An 18,344-nucleotide genomic window follows, 5' to 3' on the forward strand; every position below is an offset into this window, starting at 1 on the left:
CCTGCCATGGGTTCCGATGCGATCTTGTGCCCGAGTTCTGGCGCAGAATCGGTTAATTTCGCGTGCATTGCAAGGCGGGCTGCGTTGGTCTAGAAGGCGCGCTGATCCCTCCACGACCTGGTGACCTCATGGCCGAGCCGAAGAAGCTTTTTATCAAGACCTATGGCTGTCAGATGAACGTCTATGACAGCGAGCGCATGGCCGAGGCTTTGGGCTCTCAGGGCTATGTCGAAACGCAGACGCCCGATGACGCGGACATGATCCTGCTGAACACCTGCCATATCCGCGAAAAAGCGGCCGAGAAGGTTTACTCCGAACTGGGGCGCTTCAAGGGCCTGAAGGCGGAAAAGCCCGATCTGAAAATCGGTGTGGCCGGCTGCGTGGCCCAGGCCGAAGGGGCCGAGATCATGCGCCGTCAGCCCATGGTCGATCTGGTTGTCGGCCCGCAAAGCTATCACCGCTTGCCGGAGCTTGAGGCCAAGGCGCGCGGCGGAGAAAAGGCGCTCGACACCGACTTCCCGGAAGAAGACAAATTCGAACATCTGAAATCCCGCCCCAAGGCGGCGCGTGGGCCGACCGCGTTTCTGACCGTGCAGGAAGGCTGCGACAAGTTCTGTGCCTTCTGCGTGGTGCCTTATACACGCGGTGCGGAGGTGTCCCGCCCCGTAGACCGTGTGGTGCGCGAGGCGCAGGATCTGGTCGAACGCGGCGTGCGCGAAATCACCCTGCTGGGTCAGAACGTAAACGCCTATCATGGTGCGGGCCCGGATGGCACGGACTGGTCGCTTGCGCGACTGATCTGGGAACTGGACAAGGTCGACGGGTTGGAGCGCATTCGCTTCACCACCTCCCACCCCAATGACATGGATGACGACCTGATCGAGGCGCATGGCACCTGCGCCAAGCTGATGCCTTATCTGCATCTGCCGGTGCAGGCGGGGTCCGACAAGATCCTCAAGCGGATGAACCGCGCACATACCGCCGAAAGCTATATCCGGCTGATCGAACGCATCCGCGCGGCGCGGCCCGATATCCTGATCTCGGGCGATTTCATCGTGGGTTTCCCCGAAGAGACCGAAGAAGATTTCCAGGCCACGATGGATCTGGTGGAAGAGGTGAACTACGGCTACGCCTATTCCTTCAAATACTCCACCCGCCCCGGCACACCGGCCGCCGAACGCGCGCAGGTTCCCGAGGATGAAAAGAACGACCGCCTGCAGCGTCTGCAGGCCCTGCTGACCACCCAGCAACGCGCCGCACAGGACGCGATGGTGGGCAAGACCGTGGGCATTTTGTTCGAACGTGAAGGGCGTCTGCCGGGCCAGATGGTGGGCAAATCCGACCACCTGCATGCGGTGCATGTGGCCGACTGCCCGGCCCCGGCCGGAACGCTGGCACAGGTCAGAATCATCTCATCCGGCGCGAACTCTCTCGCGGGGGAGCTTTTGGGCTAACTGCCTGAGATCAAAATGGAGTTTTCAGGCCTTTTCGGACCATTGCGAAACAATGGCGAAAGGGTGGCGGATTTGTGGCGGGATAAGCTACAATATCTAGTGATTTCTTCTTCCCAAGTAACCAGATATTTTCTAACGTCCTTGCAACGGAGGTGGGGGCCTCAGCGACCAATCTGTCCTGTGTATGCATCCTTGCCTCATTCGGGGGAATCTAAGTGAAGGATGGTTTCAGTGCGTGAGTTTGGCTTCAGAAAACTGATGACCTTTGTGGCCGCTGCAGGCATCGCATGTGCGTCTGTCGTGGTGTCACCGCTGCCCGCATCGGCGCAGAACACGGCCGTGGGCGAGCGTTACATACCCACGATCTGGGTCGATCCGGATGGCTGCGAGCATTGGGTGATGGATGACGGTGTCGAGGGCTATATGACGCCTCATGTGAACCGCCAGGGCATTCCGGTCTGCCGCCGGGGCGATGTCTGCGGGGTGATGAATTCCGATCAGTTTTTCGCCACCGACAGCTATCGCATCAGTGCCGCGGGCAAACAGCGCCTGACCGAGTTCTTCACTCAATCGACCGCCACGGCTTTCATCATCACGGGTCATACCGACAGCCGCGCCTCGGACGCCTATAACATGCGCCTGAGCTATAACCGCGCCAATGCCGTGGCCCGTGTCGCGGCCGCCGCCGGTGCGCGTATCTCGGATGTACGCGGGTATGGCGAACGGATGCCTGCGGCGTCGAACGCCACGGCAGCGGGCATGGCCAAGAACCGCCGCGTTGAAATCATCTGCATTCGCTAAGGGACCCGCATCATGAAAATTGCAAAAACAGCCATTCTGTTGCTGGTCGCGGGCACCGTCGCGGCTTGTGACGACAAGATCGACAAGACTGTGGACCGGGGGTTTGACAGCAAGGACCTGTCCACGCTGAAGGCCGGTATCTGGGTCGATCCCAACGGCTGCGACCACTGGATCATCGACGATGGCGTCGAAGGATATCTGTCGCAACGGCTGGACAAGTACGGCAAGCCGGTCTGTTCCGGCGTCGCGCCGCCCAACACGGCGACTGGGCCGTTCAAGCAAGGTTCGGAATTCCCGGATCCGATTTGATCCTGCCACCATTTGCAATTCCAGGGGCCGTCCGCCGCGTGCGGGCGGCCTTTTTCTGTGCCGGCGTCAAGCGCCTGAGGAAATACAGGCGTGCCGACACCATTTTTGTTTCAACCCCGTGAATTTTATCCCGCGCCGCTTGCCAGATTGCGCAGGCTTTGGCACCCTGAGATCAGAGCAGATAAGGAGACCAGATTGGCCATCAGCGCCCTGACCCCCGATCAAACCCTTGCAGCCGATCAAGAGCTGCTGATCGAATTTCCAGACAATCTTCTCATGGCCGCCCTCGTGGGCGAACATTCCCGAAACCTCGTTCCCATCGAACAGCAGCTTCAGGTGCAGATCCTCCACAAGGGCAACCAACTTGCGATCCTGGGGGAAGAAGACGCGCAGAAACGCGCCGCCGAAGTGCTGCACGCGCTTTACACGCGGCTGGAGCAGGGCCGCGCGGTGGAACAGGGCGATATCGACCGTGAATTGCGCATGGGCGGGTCCGAGGACGTGACAGGCGACCGCGCCGGCGACCAGCTTGAGATGTTCCGCGGCGGCAAGGTCGAGATCAAGACGCGCAAGAAACTGGTCGAACCGCGCACGGACGCGCAGAAGGCCTATGTGACGTCCCTGTTCGAGCATGAACTGGCCTTCGGCATCGGCCCGGCCGGCACCGGCAAGACCTATCTGGCGGTGGCGGTGGGCGTGAACATGTTCATCAACGGCCATGTGGACCGGATCATCCTGTCGCGCCCGGCGGTGGAGGCCGGTGAAAAGCTGGGCTATCTTCCGGGCGACATGAAGGACAAGGTCGATCCCTACATGCAGCCGCTTTACGATGCGCTGAACGATTTCCTGCCAGGCAAGCAACTGGCCAAACTGATCGAGGAAAAGCGCATCGAGATCGCGCCACTGGCCTTCATGCGCGGCCGCACGCTGGCCAATGCCTTCGTGGTGCTGGACGAGGCGCAGAATGCCACGACCATGCAGATGAAGATGTTCCTGACCCGCCTGGGTGAGGGAAGCCGCATGGTCATCACCGGCGATCGCAGCCAGGTCGACCTGCCGCGCGGGGTGCCTTCGGGGCTTGCGGATGCCGAGCGGCTGTTGAAGTCGATCCCCAAGATCAGCTTCAACTATTTCACCGCCAAGGATGTGGTCCGCCACCCGCTGGTCGCCGCCATTATCGAGGCCTATGACGCCGATACCGCCGGGTAGGGGTGAACGCCCCTTGACATCGAAGAGCGCGTCCAAGCGCCTTGGAAGGCGCTTGTCACGCGATTTGGAAATCGCGTATCTCAAGCCCGTTCGAACGGGCTTGCCCCCTCAGACATAGCAAAACGCTTTGCCCCGGTTTCGCCTCTGCGTTAAGGGACCGCATGACCGCAGAGACCCTCATCGAAGACGACCGCTGGACCCAGATTGACCTGCCCCGGCTGACCGATCAGGCCACCGCCGCGACACTCACCCATCTGGGCCTTGACCCCGAGGCGTGCGAGCTGACGGTTCTGGCCTGCGATGACTCGCGCATCGCCGTGCTGAACGCCGAATTCCGCGACAAGCCCACACCCACCAATGTGCTGAGCTGGCCGTCAGAAGATCTGGCCCCCGAAATCGAGGGCGACACGCCCATGTCACCCAGCCCCGACATCACCGGAGAGATCGCCCTGGGCGACATCGCCATCGCCTATGACACCTGCGCCCGCGAGGCTGCAGAGGCAGGCAAAACCCTGCGCGATCACGCGACGCATCTGATCATTCATGGTCTGTTACACCTTCTGGGCTATGACCATATTCGTGACGGCGATGCCACGTTGATGGAAGAAACTGAGGTCAGGATACTTGGCACATTGGGTATTGATGACCCATATAGGGTGGATTGATGGGGGATTTCCCCGTTTCGGACAGGACAAATGGGCGACATAGAAGGCAGTTCTAGCGCAGCGCACAGCGCGCAAACGGACGACAGAGACAGCAATTCGGGGCTTTTCGGGCGTATCATCGGCGCCTTCACAGCCACCGGGACCGATGCAGATGACGGCACGGCAGAGGCGACACAGGCCGAATTGCCCGCGCATGGCATGATAAACCTGCGCCAGAAAACCATCGAAGATGTGGCGATCCCCAAGGCCGATATCGTGTCGGTTCCGGTCACGATCTCCAAGGAGGAGCTGGTGAACGTCTTCCGCGAAAGCGGGCTGACGCGCCTGCCGGTTTATGAAGGCACGCTGGACACGCCCATCGGTTTTGCGCATCTGAAGGATTTCGCGCTGACCCATGGCTTTAACGGCAAGGGCAAGGATTTCGACCTTCAGGGCATGTTGCGCCCGCTGCTGTTCGTGCCGCCCTCCATGCCTATCGGGGTTCTGCTGACCAAGATGCAGGCGGAACGGCGTCACATGGCGCTGGTGATCGACGAATATGGCGGCGTGGACGGTCTTGTGACGATCGAAGACCTGATCGAACAGGTGATCGGAGAGATCGAGGACGAACACGACATCGGAGAGGACCAGTCATGGGTCAAGGAAAAGGATGGCTGCTATATGGCGCTGGCCAAGACCTCCCTGACCGAGTTCGAGGCCGAGATTGGCCAATCCCTGACCGACCATGACGAGGTCGACGAGGAAGAGATCGACACCCTGGGCGGTCTGGTCTTCATGCTGGCCGGTCGCATCCCGGCACGGGGGGAGGTGGTGATCCATCCCGAAGGACCGGAATTCGAAGTGGTCGACGCCGACCCGCGCCGGATCAAACGGCTGCGCGTGCGCGTGCCTGCCCTGGCCGGATGAATTTCCGCCTGAGCGTGCTTTTTGCCCTGCTTGCGGGCGCATTGGGTGCGCTTGGTCTGGCCCCTTATGGCATTTGGCCTGCGACGCTGGTTTCTCTGGCCGGGGCGTTCATCCTGTTTGACCGTGCAGACAGCCCGCGTCAGGCGGCGCTGACCGGCTGGGCCTTTGGCACCGGATATTTCGCGCTGGCGCTGCTGTGGATTGTCGAGCCCTTCCTGGTGGAGCCCGAGATCTATGGCTGGATGGCGCCTTTCGCGCTGGTCTTCATGGCCGCCGGGCTGGCGCTTTTCTGGGCTGTGGGTTTTCTGGTCGCCGCGCGTGCGCGCGAGGGTATGCGGCTGCTCACGCTGATCACCGCCTTGGCGGTGGCGGAACTGGCGCGTGCCTATGTGCTGACGGGCTTTCCCTGGGCGGGGTTCGCCCAGATCTGGGTGGGCCATGGCCCCGATCTGCTTCTGGCAACCATCGGCCCGCACGGGCTGGGCCTGATCACGCTGTTTGCAGGCCTTGCCCTTGCCCGCGCCATTGCGGGGCAGGGGGCCTTGCCGGTGCGCCTTCTGGGCCTTCTGCCGGTGGCGGCGGTTCTGGGCTTTGGCTTTGTTCTGGCCGCCAGCCTGCCGCCCGTGGCGGAGGGGGCAAAGGTGGTCCGTCTGGTTCAGCCCAATGCGCGGCAGGATCAGAAATGGGATCCCGAGATGATCCCGGTTTTCCTCAACCGCAACCTGACCTTCACCGCCCAGACCCCCCGGCCCGATCTGATCGTGTGGCCCGAAACATCAGTCCCCACGCTGATGGAGTATGGCGGCCCGATTTTCGAAGAGATGTCCGCCGCAGCCCAGGGCACCCCCGTGATCGCGGGCGTCCAGCGGCGCGAGGGCGCACGGCTGTACAACTCGGCCTTTCTGCTGGATGGCGCCACGCCCACGCAGATCTATGACAAGCACCATCTCGTGCCCTTCGGCGAATACATCCCGCTGGGTGACCTGGCCGCGCGCTTTGGCCTTTTCGGTTTTGCCGCGCGCGACGGGCAGGGTTTCAGCAGCGGCTCCGGCCCCCGGCTGATGGATCTGGGCGATCTGGGCCGCGCGCTCCCGCTTATCTGTTACGAGGCTGTCTTCCCGCAACTGTCGCGCACCGCCGACCGGCCCGACATGCTGATCCAGATCACCAATGACGGCTGGTTCGGCCAGCATTCCGGCCCCTATCAGCATCTGGCCCAGGCCCGCATGCGCGCCATCGAACAGGGCCTGCCGATGATCCGGGTGGCCAATACCGGCATCTCGGCCATGATCGACCCTTACGGGCGGATCACCCACAGCCTGGGTCTGGGAGAGGCTGGGTATCTTGACGCCCCCTTGCCCCAAGCCCTGCCCAAAACGCTTTACGCGCGCAGCGGGGATTGGCCGATGCTGGGCCTGCTGATCCTTGCATCGCTGGGTCTTGTCGCGATGCAGCGGCGCAACATCTGATCCAGAATGAGATTGACCCCGCGCCTGCGCCCGCGTAAGCGCTGTCGTCATGGCTCTCGCAACGGCTTCCTGGCGCGGGAGTGGACACATTAATGGAGCACCTTCATGGCCCGTCAGAACTATACGTTTACCTCGGAATCCGTTTCCGAGGGCCACCCCGATAAAGTCTGCGACCGCATCTCGGACGCGGTTCTGGATGCCTTCCTCGCGGAAGAGCCCGAAGCGCGCGTTGCCGCAGAAACCTTCGCCACCACCAACCGCGTCGTGATCGGCGGCGAAGTGGGCCTGTCGGACAAGGACAAGCTGCAGACCTATATGGGCAAGATCGACGAGATCGCCCGCGCCTGCATCAAGGACATCGGGTACGAGCAGGAGAAGTTCCACTGGAACACCTGTGAGATCACCAACCTGCTGCACGAACAATCCGCCCATATCGCCCAGGGCGTGAATGCTTCGGACAACAAGGACGAAGGCGCCGGCGACCAGGGCATCATGTTCGGCTATGCCACCACGGAAACGCCCGCGCTGATGCCCGCACCGATCCAGTATTCTCACGCGATCCTGCGCCGCCTGGCCGAAGTGCGCAAGAACGGCACCGAACCCGCGTTGGGCCCGGATGCCAAATCGCAGCTGTCGGTTGTTTATGAAAACGGCCAGCCCGTGCGGGTCAGCTCGGTCGTGCTGTCGACCCAGCATCTGGACGAGGATCTGACCTCGGACGATATCCGTGCGATTGTGGAGCCATATATCGTGGAAAGCCTGCCCGAAGGGTGGCTGACGGCGGACACCGTCTGGCACGTGAACCCCACCGGCAAGTTCGTCATTGGCGGGCCTGACGGGGATGCGGGGCTCACCGGCCGCAAGATCATTGTCGACACCTATGGCGGTGCGGCCCCCCATGGGGGCGGCGCGTTCTCCGGCAAGGATCCAACCAAGGTGGACCGCTCGGCCGCTTATGCCGCGCGCTATCTGGCGAAAAACGTCGTGGCCGCCGGCATGGCCGACCGCTGCACGATCCAGTTGAGCTATGCCATCGGTGTGTCGCACCCGCTGTCGGTCTATGCCGACACCCACGGCACGGGCGAGGTTGCGCCCGCCGATATCGAAAAGGCCGTGCGCGCCGCGATGGATCTGACCCCGCGCGGCATCCGCGAGCATCTGCAGCTGAACAAACCCATCTATCAGCGCACCGCGGCTTATGGCCATTTCGGCCGTGAACCGGATGCGGATGGCGGCTTCTCGTGGGAGAAGACGGACCTTGTCGAGACGCTGAAAAAGGCGATCTGACGTGACCCTTGCGCGCGGCATCGCGTTGGCGCTGGCGTTGATCGCCAGCCCGTCCGCCGCGCGCGACACCACCCCGAAGCTATATGTCAACGGCGACACGCTGGTCTATGACACCACCAACGCCACCGGCGACAGTACCGAGATCGAGGCCGAGGATATCGAGGTGCTGCGCGCCCTGCTGAGCGCAAACCCGGAGGTGACCACGCTGCAGCTGACCTCGTCGGGCGGGTCGGTCTGGGCCTCCCAGGTGATCAGCGATATCGTGATCGACTATGGGCTGGACACGCGGGTCGAGGGCGATTGCGACAGCTCTTGCGTGACGATCTTTCTGGCCGGCGAAAACCGCACCATGACGCGCGGGTCGCGCCTTGGGTTCCACCAGGTGCAGTGGAGCGCCCAGAACATTCGTGAGTATTACGAGCGTGAGACTGAAAACTTCGGCTGGGAAGACGCATGGGATTTCGCTGAATGGATGTATCTGGACACCCAGCAGGAGGTCTACCGCGCGCTGAACTACATGGTTGCGCGCGGGGTGGATCCGGCCTTTGCGATCCAGTCGATCCGCCAGCCTGACGGAAACATGTGGCGCCCCTATCGCGCGGTTCTGCGCGCGGCGGGGGTGCTGACCGAATGAAAGGACGCTTGCGATGATTTTCTACGATTGCGCCACCGCCCCCAGCCCGCGCCGCGCGCGCATGCTGATTGCCGAAAAAGGGCTTGAGGTCGAAACCCGCCAGGTCGATCTGCGGTCAGGTGAACATCTGCAGCCCGCCTTTCTTGAGATCAACCCGCGCGGCACGGTGCCGGTCCTGGTCACAGATGAGGGCACGATTCTGACCGAAAATCTGGGCATCGCGGCCTATCTCGAGGCCGCCTTTCCGGACACCCCCATGACCGGCAGCACGCCCGATGAGACCGGTCTGGTCTGGAGCTGGACGATGATCTGCGAACAGCAGGGCGGCATGGCCGTGGCCGAGGCGCTGCGCAATGCCTCGCCCGCGATGAAGGACCGCGCCTTGCCGGGCCCTGTGCCTTATGCGCAGATCCCCGAACTGGCCGAACGCGGCCGGGCGCGGGTGGCGGCATTCTTTGACCTGCTGGAAGACCGGCTGACCGACCGCGAATGGCTGGCCACGGATACTTTCACGCTGGCCGATCTGACCGGGTTCGTCTTTGTCGATTTCGCCCGGATCGTGAAGATGCAGATCCCCGACACCCATGAGGCGGCCCAGGCCTGGTTCAACCGCATCGCGCATCGCCCCAGCGCGCAGGTATAGGGGGCGGCCAAGCACCACGCACCACCGCGCGCTGCTGTAACGCGGTTTTCAGGCTTTGGCCCTAAAGCTCTGCCGCGTAGCTACATTGCTGTCGGATTGGCACCCGGCAGTGCGATCAGGTTGATGGTTTTCAACGCGCTTATCCGTTTGCACCGGTCTTTCAAACCGGGGTGACGGAACCATCTGCAATGTCAGCGGGCCCGCCCCTGACGCCGTTTTTCTTCCAATATCATGCAGTCCCCCTGCCGGAGAGAGCTTCGAGCGGGGCCATCGGCTTGCCTCACGCCCTGCGCTGGCGTAGAGGGCAGCGCCATGAGCACACCCAATCGCCCCCACCGCAATTTCTATGGCCGCCTGAAAGGCAAGGCGCTGAAGAAAAGCCAGAAGGCTTATCTGGACGAGGATCTGGCGAAACTGTCGCCCGGGCCGGTGGATTGGGACGTGAACCCCGACCGTGTGCCGCTGGATCTGGAGGCGCTGTTCGGCGGGCGCGAGGTCTGGCTGGAAGTGGGCTTTGGCGGCGGTGAACATCTGGTCCATCAGGCGCGGGAGAACCCGAATATCGGCATCATCGGGGCCGAACCCTATATCAACGGCGTCGCGATGCTTCTGGGCAAGATCCGCCGGGCGGGGGTGACGAACCTGGCCGTCTATCCCGGCGATGCGCGCGATCTGATGGATGTGCTGCCCGCGCAGTCGATCGCGAAGGCGTTTCTGCTGTATCCCGATCCCTGGCCCAAGGCGCGCCACCATCGCCGCCGGTTCGTGACGCAAGAACATCTGGAGCCGCTGGCCCGCTGTCTGAAACCGGGCGCGGAGTTTCGCGTGGCGACCGACATTCCCGATTACGTGCGCCAGACCCTGGAAGAGGTGCCCAAGGCCGGGTTCGACTGGCTGGCGGAACGCCCTGCCGATTGGCGGGAGCCTTGGGGCGACTGGATCAGTACCCGCTATGAACAGAAGGCCCTGCGCGAAGGGCGCGTGCCGCATTACCTGACCTTTCAGCGTCACGCCTGATCCGGGCGTTGGATTGGGGTATTTGGAGCCAGAAAGAAGCAGCAGGTCGGTTCTTCTGGACCCGGTCCGGGTGATTGGGTAAGCCCGCAGGACGATTTTTGCCTTTGGAGAGGTCTTTTATGTCTGCGCATGGCGATCCCATTCCCATGATCTCGCGCCCCTGTGGTGCGCTGTCCGGCGTGGCCGAGGTGCCGGGCGACAAGTCGATCTCGCACCGGTCGCTGATCCTGGGCGCGATGGCGGTGGGCGAGACGCGGATCACCGGGCTGTTGGAAGGCCAGGACGTGCTGGATACGGCGCGGGCCATGCGGTCTTTCGGGGCGGAGGTGACCGATCACGGCGGCGGGGACTGGAGCGTGCATGGCGTGGGTGTGGGCGGTTTTGCCGAGCCCGATCACGTGATCGATTGCGGCAATTCCGGCACCGGCGTGCGGCTGATCATGGGGGCGATGGCGACCTCGCCCATCACGGCGACTTTTACCGGCGATGCCAGCCTGAACGGGCGGCCGATGGCGCGGGTGACGGACCCTCTGGCGCTGTTCGGGGCGCGCTCTGTCGGGCGGGCCGGTGGACGGTTGCCAATGACGATTGTCGGCGCGGCTGATCCGGTGCCCGTGCGATACGAGGTGCCCGTGCCCTCGGCCCAGGTGAAATCGGCGGTGCTGCTGGCGGGGCTGAATGCGCCGGGGCAGACCATGGTGATCGAGAAGGAGGCCACCCGCGATCACACCGAACGGATGCTGGCCGGTTTCGGCGCGGACATCACCGTGGAGGACACCGATGAAGGCCGGGTCATCACCCTGACCGGCCAGCCCGAGCTGAAACCGCAGGTGATTGCCGTGCCGCGCGATCCGTCCTCGGCCGCGTTTCCGGTCTGTGCCGCGCTGATCGTGCCGGGATCGGATGTGCTGGTTCCCGGCATCGGTTTGAACCCCACGCGCGCGGGCCTCTTCACCACGCTGCAGGAGATGGGCGCGGATCTGACCTTCGAGAACATGCGCGAAGAGGGCGGGGAGCCCGTGGCCGATCTGCGCGCGCGCTATTCGCCTGACATGAAAGGGATCGAAGTGCCGCCGGAGCGTGCCGCCAGCATGATCGACGAATACCCGGTGCTGTCGGTGGTGGCCGCCAATGCGACGGGTGACACGGTCATGCGCGGTGTCAAGGAACTGCGCGTGAAGGAAAGCGACCGGATTGATGCCATGGCCACTGGCCTGCGCGCCAATGGCGTGACGGTGGAGGATGGCCCGGACTGGTGGACCGTCACCGGGATGGGTGCGGGCCAGGTGCCCGGCGGAGCAGTTTGTGCCAGCCATCTGGATCACCGGATCGCGATGTCCTTCCTGATCCTTGGGATGGCAGCAAAGGCACCTGTGTCGGTCGATGATGGCGGGCCGATCGCGACATCGTTCCCGATATTCGAGCCGCTGATGGCCGGCCTTGGCGCGGATCTGGAGCGGACATGAGTTTTGCCGTCGCCATCGACGGCCCGGCAGCGGCTGGCAAGGGCACTGTGTCGCGCGCGGTGGCGGCGCATTTCGGCTTTGCGCATCTGGATACGGGATTGCTGTATCGCGCTGTTGGCTTTGCGGTGCTGCAGGGCACCAATGCGGTGGAGGCCGCGCAAAACCTGACGGCCGAGGTTCTCGAGAACCCCGACCTGCGCACGCCCCATGTGGCCGATGCCGCCAGCAAGGTGGCCTTGATCCCCGAAGTGCGCGCGGCCCTGGTGGATTTCCAGCGCGCCTTTGCCCGGCGCGCAGGCGGCGCGGTGCTGGATGGGCGTGATATCGGCACGGTGATCTGCCCGGATGCCGAGGCGAAGCTTTTCGTCACCGCCTCAGCGGAGGTGCGGGCGGAACGGCGCTTCAGAGAATTGCAGGAGCGCGGGATTGAGACCAGCCTTGACGAGGTTCTAGCCGATGTGCGCGCCCGCGATGCCCGCGACATGGAGCGCGCCGAAGCTCCTTTGCGCCCGGCTGATGACGCGGTGCAGATCGACACGTCGGACATGACGATTGAACAGGCCGTGGCCACAGCCATCGCCGCCATCGAGGCCCGCCGCGGCGGCTGACGGCCTTAGTCCTGCCGGGGCGCTTCCAGCGCCTCGACCGCAAAGCGCCGGGCGGTCTCGAACACATCGGGTTGCGAGAGGTACAGCAGATGCCCCTCGCCCGGAAATCCATAGATCCTGTCCTGCCCCAGCGCGCGCGCAAAGCGCAGCGTCTGCGCGGTGGAAAAGACCGGATCCTCCAGCCCTGCATAGATGCGCAGCCGCACGTGGCTCAGGTCCAGATCGGGGGGAAGTTCCCAGTTCTGCAGGGCCTGCCCATGGGATCGGGCCAGCCGGGTTTCGGGTGGGCCCAGGGGGCGCTCTCCACGGTGGGTCTGGGCGGTTTCGATCACCCGGTCGCGGAAACCGGGCAGCGGCGGCGCGTTGCGTCCGCGCAGAAGGATCTGCCAATATTCGATCCAGACCTGCAGCGGATCAAGGCTTTGGGCCCGCGCGGCGGCGCGCAGGATATCGCCCGCCCCGCGCGCCAGGGTGGGCAGACCGCCGCCATGTTCCACCGCAGGCGCAAGGGCCGCGACCGGAACGACGCGGTCCCCGGTGATCCGGGCCGCGGCCAGAATGGCAATCGGCGCGCCCGAGGAATAGCCCACCAGCGCCACCTGCTTGTCCGGATGGGCATTGGCAAAGCCCGCGACCTGCGCTGCCGCCCTGTCGATATCCAGCGGGCCGGGTGGCATGCCATCCAGCCCCGGAAACCGGTAATAGGCATCGGCGAAACCGCCCGCCTGCCAGCCCTTCGCGGGGGTATACATGACCACCGAACTCAGCGCGCCGGGCACGAAGATGACCAGCCTCTCGGCGCGGGCGACTTCGGCCGGATCGTAGAGGATCGGATCGGGCGCGTCGGGGGCGGGGGCGGGCCCTTGCGCGCAGCCTGCCAGCAGCAGACCCGCCAGAAGGGCCGCGCGCAGCCTCACGCGCCCGTGGGCCGCGCGTTCGAGGCCAGGATTTTCCGCTTCAGATCATGGGCGATGCCCACCTCAAGCGCGGCCATCAGCGGCGAGGCCTCGCGCCGCAGCTTGCGCAGCCGGTCGGTGGGGATCATCCAGCAATAGGCCTCCTGCGCGACTTTCGCCGTGGCCGAGGCCGGGCCGCCATCGACCAACGACATCTCGCCCACGAAATTACCCGGCTCGCAGCGGCCCACGGTGCGGCCATCGACCTCGATCGTGACCTCGCCCGACAGAAGATAGACAAGGTGGTGCACCGGCTGGCCCTGTTCGGTCAGGTCCGTGCCGGGCAGGGCGTCGATCCACAGGCCCATATCCAGAAGCCTGCGCGCCTCGCGCGGGGACAGCGTGTTCAGCCGTTCGGCGATCAGGCGGCGTTCATCCTCGTTGAACTGCACGCGGCGGTTTGTGTACCAGATGATGAAGATCTGCACGACGTTAACGACGATCAGCATGCCTTCCCAGAACACCGTCACCGGATCGTGCAGCCAGATCGCCCCATAGGCCAGCGCCACGATGGCCGACAGGATGACGAAGATCCGCAGCCAGGTGATCGACCGCATCAGCATCGAGATCACCAGAAGCAGATAGGCGAAATGGCCTACCATCGCCCCGGGCGAAAGCGCGGATTCAAGGGTCAGTTCCAATGCGCGGGTCCTTTGCTGACAGGCAGCCTTCACGCCGTTTTATAGCGTGCGCCATGCGCGATGGTAGAGGCCAGTCAGCCAACGGCAAGCCGCAATCAATGCCTCGCGACCGCGTATGTCCTGTTCAAAGCGTCAGGATCCTGCGCTGTGGTCAATTCTTCGGTTGAATATCCCAAGCGCTCTGCCAGTGCCATTACGGCGTCTGACAGGGCTGGATGTGCCGTTCCGATTTCGACAGGCAGCTTTTTCTGTACCTGGTCGACGGGCTTGGCTTTGAAGTCGATATCCGCATCTCCCAGAAGCTTCGGAAGCATCCGGGTAATCTGGTGCTTGTGCGGCGTGTACAGGTCTTCGAACCGGAAAAGCCCGACAAAGCCGTCGCGGTCATGGTGTTCAATCAGGAACTGGTTCAATTCCAGCCAATGGAACAGGTTTCGGTCAAAGGGAGAAAACCCAGCGGCATAGGCCTGCAAGCTGCGGTGATGGGTATTGGCATCCTTTGCATGGATCATGGACAGCCGCTGGAACCTGCGTCCAACCTTTGTCGGTTGCGAAAACAAGCCGTGAGTGGTCAGAGAGGCCGCGGTGTGAAACGGGTTTCGGACCAAATGAGCAAAACGGAAGTTCTCTCCGAACCGATCCGACAGATATGGCAGCCACCCAAAGGCTGGCCACCCTGCATCAAGATAGGACCTGCCTTGCGCCATGCCGTCTTCAATGCCGATCAGCTTGCGCTGAATTTGTACCTGCGCGCCAAGCACCTGATGGAATTTCTCCGGATTTCTGAACACCCGGCGGGAATGGTAATAGGGCCCCAAACCCTCATGTTCGACCGACGCTTTGGGATAACTGCGTTTGGCCAATGCGGCTATGTTCTGGGTGGACGTGCGCCCGGTCGAAAAAACAAATGCAATGGGTGGCATCGGTACCGCCATCCTGTCTGAAGCAATTAATCTGAAGGCTGTCTCAAATCGGAGCCTGTCACAACCACGCGGTACTGGCTTCTTTTCGTGTGTGACTTTTGCGCCCTTTTTGGTTTGTTCAAAAAGTCCGTATCACCGGCCATTCTCGCGATGCGCGCTTGCCCGGCGGATGGCACTCAGGGTTATGGGCGGGCCTGCCAGTTCGAAGGCCACGGTGGTGGCGATGACCAGCGCCATGATGGACGGGGCCCATTCGGGAAACGCCTCGCCCGCGACAAGACCCATGCCCACCGCGACGCCCGCCTGCGGCAGAAGCGCGGGGCCGTACCACGGCGTTTCATGGGCGGGCACTCCGGCGAGCCTTGCCCCCAGATATCCGCCGCCCAGGCGCGACAGGACGCGCAGCACGATAAAGGCCAGACCCGTCCAGCCCAGCGTCAGCAGCGCATCCAGTTCCAGCGAGGCTCCGGCCAGGATGAAAAACAGGATCATGAAGGGCCATTGGATGTTTTCGATCTCGTGGAAGGCGTGATCGTGGTGGCGCGCAAAATTGGCGACGATGGCGCCCGCGGTCATGCCGGCCACCAGGAACGACACCTCAAGCCACAAGGCCAGGCCCGCGGTCAGAAAGACGATGCCGATGGCCTCGGCCTGAAGGGGTTGTCCGGGGCTCAGCCGTCCGGTCAGAAGCGCCGCCGGCACGCCCAGGGCGATCCCCAGGGCGATCCCGCCGCCCAGATCGCGGCCCAGCCCCGCCAGCACGCCTGCCATCCCGTCGGACTGGCCCACAAGGATCAGCACAAGGCTGAACACCGCCAGCCCCCAGGCATCGTCAATGGCCACGATCCCTTTCAGCGTATCGGTAAAGCCGTTCTGCACGCCCGATTGCCGGATCACATCCGTCATCGCCGCCGGGGCCGTGGCCGTCCCGATCGCCCCCAGCAGAAGCGCCAGCCCGGCGGGCACCCCGATCAGCATGAGCCCGGCTGCGATCACACCCAGTGTCGCGCCCACAATGGTCAGCGAAATGACGATGATCGCGCGCCCGTGCCGGGCCAGGTTGTCCCTGGTCAGCGCGCCGCCCAGCAGGAAGGCCACCATGGTCAGCGCGGTGACCGACACCGCGTCGAACCACGCCAGCGCGCCCGGCGGCATCAGACCCACCCCGGCATTGCCCGCCAGCATCCCCAGGATCAGCAGCATCGTGACCCGTGGCAGCCGCGTCATCCGGCCCAGCTGATCCGCCGTCAGCCCCGCCAGAAACAAAAGCCCCAGCAAAATGAAGAAATCGGCCTGCTCCATAATGCTTAGCTTAGCAAGCTTTCCGGCCTGCTCACCCCCAAAATGGCGGTTCAATCCCGAAAGGCAGGACAGAATCCGCCGAATGCCGTGCAGAAAGGCCAATGCACGCTTGATCCGCTGTGCATAACCCGCTAAGAGCACCCCGTCGAAGCGGCGAGGACAGTCGTGCGACTAGGACTTGAGCAGGGTCGGTGCAAACCGGCCCTTCGTTTTTGTCCCGGTACCACGCCAGACCGTCGACCACCCAACCTGAAAGACCGGCGGAGACAACCGCATGGCCCGAAAGATGTAAACGTAAAGGAAACCGAGACCCGCATGGCTCAGAACGCATCTATGGAGGAATTCGAAGCCCTCCTGAACGAAAGCTTCGAAATGGACACACCCGAAGAAGGGTCTGTCGTCAAAGGCAAAGTCATCGCCATCGAGGCGGGCCAAGCCATCATCGACGTCGGCTACAAAATGGAAGGCCGTGTCGAACTTAAAGAATTCGCAAATCCCGGTGAAGCACCCGAAATCGCTGTTGGCGATGAAGTGGAAGTCTACCTGCGCGCGGCTGAAAACGCCCGTGGCGAGGCTGTCATTTCGCGCGAAATGGCGCGTCGTGAGGAAGCCTGGGATCGTCTGGAAAAAGCCTATGCCGACGACCAGCGTGTCGAAGGCGCGATCTTCTCCCGTGTCAAAGGTGGTTTCACCGTGGATCTGGGCGGCGCGGTCGCGTTCCTGCCCGGCTCGCAGGTGGATGTGCGCCCCGTGCGCGACGCGGGCCCTCTGATGGGTCTCAAGCAGCCCTTCCAGATCCTGAAAATGGACCGTCGCCGTGGCAACATCGTTGTTTCGCGCCGCGCGATCCTGGAAGAAAGCCGCGCCGAACAGCGCGCCGAGGTCATTGGCAACCTGGCCGAAGGTCAGAACGTCGATGGTGTGGTCAAGAACATCACCGAATACGGTGCGTTTGTTGACCTGGGCGGCGTTGACGGCCTGCTGCACGTCACAGACATGGCATGGCGCCGTGTGAACCACCCGTCCGAGATCCTGAACATCGGCGAGACCATCAAGGTCCAGGTGATCAAGATCAACAAGGACACGCACCGCATTTCGCTGGGCATGAAGCAGCTGCAGGAAGATCCGTGGGATCTGGTGGCCGCGAAGTACCCGCTGGAATCCGTGCACAAGGGCCGCGTGACCAACATCACCGATTACGGCGCATTTGTTGAGCTGGAGCCCGGTGTCGAAGGTCTGGTCCACGTGTCGGAAATGTCCTGGACCAAGAAGAACGTGCACCCCGGCAAGATCGTTTCGACCAGCCAGGAAGTCGACGTCATGGTTCTGGAAATCGACGGTGCCAAGCGCCGCGTGTCGCTGGGCCTGAAGCAGACCATGCGCAACCCGTGGGAAGTGTTTGCAGAAACCCACCCCGAGGGCACGCAGGTCGAAGGCGAAGTCAAGAACATCACCGAGTTTGGTCTGTTCATCGGCCTCGAAGGCGAGATCGACGGCATGGTTCACCTGTCCGACCTGTCGTGGGACGAGCGTGGCGAAGATGCGATCCAGAACTACCGCAAAGGCGACATGGTTGAGGCCGTTGTCTCCGAAGTGGACGTGGAGAAAGAGCGTATCTCGCTCTCGATCAAAGCGCTGGGCGGCGACAAGTTCGCCGAAGCGGTTGGCGGCGTGAAGCGCGGCTCGATCATCACGGTCGAAGTGACCGCGATCGAGGATGGCGGCATCGAGGTGGAATACGAAGGCATGAAATCCTTCATCCGCCGTTCGGACCTGTCGCGTGACCGTGCCGAACAGCGCCCCGAGCGTTTCTCGGTCGGTGACAAGGTCGATGTGCGCGTGACCAACGTGGACAGCAAGACCCGCCGTCTGGGCCTGTCGATCAAGGCACGCGAAATCGCCGAAGAGAAAGAGGCCGTGGAACAGTACGGTTCGTCCGACAGCGGTGCATCGCTGGGCGACATCCTGGGCGCGGCGCTGAAAGGCGACGAAGACAAGTAATCCTTGCCCATTGTGGCAGGCACAGACGGCCCCGCCTTCCCTGGCGGGGCCGT

The 18,344-nt window shown here is 63.2% G+C and carries 18 protein-coding genes and 1 riboswitch; of the genes, 14 read left to right on the plus strand and 4 right to left on the minus strand.

Annotation, left to right across the window (positions count from 1 at the left end):
- Positions 1-128 precede the first annotated feature (128 nt).
- The 13 genes from miaB (at position 129) to TR61_RS03670 (ending at position 12,468) form a co-directional block, all read left to right on the plus strand.
- Entirely contained in the window at positions 129-1,454 is a 1,326-nt protein-coding gene (gene miaB, locus TR61_RS03610; protein ID WP_050928199.1) for a tRNA (N6-isopentenyl adenosine(37)-C2)-methylthiotransferase MiaB, read from the plus strand.
- Positions 1,455-1,712: 258 nt separating this feature from the next.
- Complete coding sequence (locus tag TR61_RS03615; RefSeq protein ID WP_050928200.1) at positions 1,713-2,255, plus strand: OmpA family protein; 543 nt, start codon at positions 1,713-1,715, stop codon at positions 2,253-2,255.
- A gap of 12 nt (positions 2,256-2,267) precedes the next feature.
- Positions 2,268-2,564 (plus strand): hypothetical protein, encoded by a 297-nt coding sequence (locus TR61_RS03620; protein WP_050928201.1) that lies wholly within the window; start codon positions 2,268-2,270, stop codon positions 2,562-2,564.
- Between the two features lie 195 nt (positions 2,565-2,759).
- Entirely contained in the window at positions 2,760-3,773 is a 1,014-nt protein-coding gene (locus tag TR61_RS03625; protein WP_050928202.1) for a PhoH family protein, read from the plus strand.
- A 161-nt stretch (positions 3,774-3,934) separates the two neighbouring features.
- Entirely contained in the window at positions 3,935-4,438 is a 504-nt protein-coding gene (ybeY, locus tag TR61_RS03630; protein WP_050928203.1) for an rRNA maturation RNase YbeY, read from the plus strand.
- A 30-nt stretch (positions 4,439-4,468) separates the two neighbouring features.
- Positions 4,469-5,344, plus strand: coding sequence for a hemolysin family protein (locus TR61_RS03635; protein WP_050928204.1), 876 nt, complete (start codon positions 4,469-4,471; stop codon positions 5,342-5,344).
- Positions 5,341-6,813 (plus strand): apolipoprotein N-acyltransferase, encoded by a 1,473-nt coding sequence (lnt, locus tag TR61_RS03640; protein ID WP_050928205.1) that lies wholly within the window; start codon positions 5,341-5,343, stop codon positions 6,811-6,813. The genes TR61_RS03635 and lnt overlap by 4 nt, the downstream gene beginning before the upstream one ends.
- Before the next feature lie 50 nt (positions 6,814-6,863).
- Positions 6,864-6,913, plus strand: a riboswitch (SAM-SAH riboswitch).
- A 5-nt stretch (positions 6,914-6,918) separates the two neighbouring features.
- Positions 6,919-8,100 (plus strand): methionine adenosyltransferase, encoded by a 1,182-nt coding sequence (gene metK, locus TR61_RS03645; protein ID WP_050928206.1) that lies wholly within the window; start codon positions 6,919-6,921, stop codon positions 8,098-8,100.
- 1 nt (position 8,101) lies between these two features.
- The gene (locus TR61_RS03650) at positions 8,102-8,734 is read left to right on the plus strand and encodes a hypothetical protein (RefSeq protein ID WP_050928207.1); all 633 of its coding nucleotides are present in this window, start codon (positions 8,102-8,104) and stop codon (positions 8,732-8,734) included.
- A 13-nt stretch (positions 8,735-8,747) separates the two neighbouring features.
- Positions 8,748-9,377, plus strand: coding sequence for a glutathione S-transferase family protein (locus TR61_RS03655; protein ID WP_050928208.1), 630 nt, complete (start codon positions 8,748-8,750; stop codon positions 9,375-9,377).
- A gap of 312 nt (positions 9,378-9,689) precedes the next feature.
- Positions 9,690-10,394, plus strand: coding sequence for a tRNA (guanine(46)-N(7))-methyltransferase TrmB (trmB, locus tag TR61_RS03660; protein WP_050928209.1), 705 nt, complete (start codon positions 9,690-9,692; stop codon positions 10,392-10,394).
- A 119-nt stretch (positions 10,395-10,513) separates the two neighbouring features.
- Positions 10,514-11,860, plus strand: a complete 1,347-nt coding sequence (aroA, locus tag TR61_RS03665; protein ID WP_050928210.1) for a 3-phosphoshikimate 1-carboxyvinyltransferase — start codon at positions 10,514-10,516, stop codon at positions 11,858-11,860.
- A complete protein-coding gene (locus TR61_RS03670; protein WP_050928211.1) occupies positions 11,857-12,468 on the plus strand; it encodes a (d)CMP kinase in 612 nt (203 codons plus the stop codon). The genes aroA and TR61_RS03670 overlap by 4 nt, the downstream gene beginning before the upstream one ends.
- A 5-nt stretch (positions 12,469-12,473) precedes the next feature.
- Here the strand turns inward: TR61_RS03670 and TR61_RS03675 are convergent, their stop codons facing one another.
- The 4 genes from TR61_RS03675 to TR61_RS03690 form a co-directional block, all read right to left on the minus strand.
- Positions 12,474-13,385: an alpha/beta fold hydrolase gene (locus tag TR61_RS03675; protein ID WP_050928212.1), complete on the minus strand. Its 912-nt coding sequence runs from the start codon at positions 13,383-13,385 to the stop codon at positions 12,474-12,476.
- Entirely contained in the window at positions 13,382-14,065 is a 684-nt protein-coding gene (locus TR61_RS03680; RefSeq protein ID WP_050928213.1) for a Crp/Fnr family transcriptional regulator, read from the minus strand. The genes TR61_RS03675 and TR61_RS03680 overlap by 4 nt, the downstream gene beginning before the upstream one ends.
- Before the next feature lie 95 nt (positions 14,066-14,160).
- A complete protein-coding gene (locus TR61_RS03685) occupies positions 14,161-15,000 on the minus strand; it encodes a hypothetical protein (RefSeq protein WP_172676929.1) in 840 nt (279 codons plus the stop codon).
- A gap of 120 nt (positions 15,001-15,120) precedes the next feature.
- Positions 15,121-16,290, minus strand: coding sequence for a cation:proton antiporter (locus tag TR61_RS03690; RefSeq protein ID WP_050928215.1), 1,170 nt, complete (start codon positions 16,288-16,290; stop codon positions 15,121-15,123).
- Between the two features lie 165 nt (positions 16,291-16,455).
- Here TR61_RS03690 and rpsA point away from each other — a divergent pair, with 165 nt between their 5' ends.
- Positions 16,456-18,291, plus strand: coding sequence for a 30S ribosomal protein S1 (gene rpsA / locus TR61_RS03695; RefSeq protein ID WP_281178058.1), 1,836 nt, complete (start codon positions 16,456-16,458; stop codon positions 18,289-18,291).
- The last annotated feature ends 53 nt before the right edge of the window (positions 18,292-18,344 follow it).

Origin of the sequence: Aestuariivita boseongensis (assembly GCF_001262635.1) — a bacterium.
GTDB classification, from domain to species: domain Bacteria; phylum Pseudomonadota; class Alphaproteobacteria; order Rhodobacterales; family Rhodobacteraceae; genus Aestuariivita; species Aestuariivita boseongensis.

Bases quoted from the DNA above. Each gene is read 5' to 3' on its own strand.
- miaB (WP_050928199.1), top strand. From the start codon at position 129: ATGGCCGAGCCGAAGAAGCTTTTTATCAAGACCTATGGCTGTCAGATG.
- TR61_RS03655 (WP_050928208.1), top strand. From the start codon at position 8,748: ATGATTTTCTACGATTGCGCCACCGCCCCCAGCCCGCGCCGCGCGCGC.
- TR61_RS03620 (WP_050928201.1), top strand. From the start codon at position 2,268: ATGAAAATTGCAAAAACAGCCATTCTGTTGCTGGTCGCGGGCACCGTC.
- TR61_RS03635 (WP_050928204.1), top strand. From the start codon at position 4,469: ATGGGCGACATAGAAGGCAGTTCTAGCGCAGCGCACAGCGCGCAAACG.
- lnt (WP_050928205.1), top strand. From the start codon at position 5,341: ATGAATTTCCGCCTGAGCGTGCTTTTTGCCCTGCTTGCGGGCGCATTG.
- aroA (WP_050928210.1), top strand. From the start codon at position 10,514: ATGTCTGCGCATGGCGATCCCATTCCCATGATCTCGCGCCCCTGTGGT.
- TR61_RS03685 (WP_172676929.1), bottom strand. From the start codon at position 15,000: ATGGCGGTACCGATGCCACCCATTGCATTTGTTTTTTCGACCGGGCGC.
- ybeY (WP_050928203.1), top strand. From the start codon at position 3,935: ATGACCGCAGAGACCCTCATCGAAGACGACCGCTGGACCCAGATTGAC.
- trmB (WP_050928209.1), top strand. From the start codon at position 9,690: ATGAGCACACCCAATCGCCCCCACCGCAATTTCTATGGCCGCCTGAAA.
- metK (WP_050928206.1), top strand. From the start codon at position 6,919: ATGGCCCGTCAGAACTATACGTTTACCTCGGAATCCGTTTCCGAGGGC.
- TR61_RS03670 (WP_050928211.1), top strand. From the start codon at position 11,857: ATGAGTTTTGCCGTCGCCATCGACGGCCCGGCAGCGGCTGGCAAGGGC.
- TR61_RS03690 (WP_050928215.1), bottom strand. From the start codon at position 16,290: ATGGAGCAGGCCGATTTCTTCATTTTGCTGGGGCTTTTGTTTCTGGCG.
- TR61_RS03615 (WP_050928200.1), top strand. From the start codon at position 1,713: ATGACCTTTGTGGCCGCTGCAGGCATCGCATGTGCGTCTGTCGTGGTG.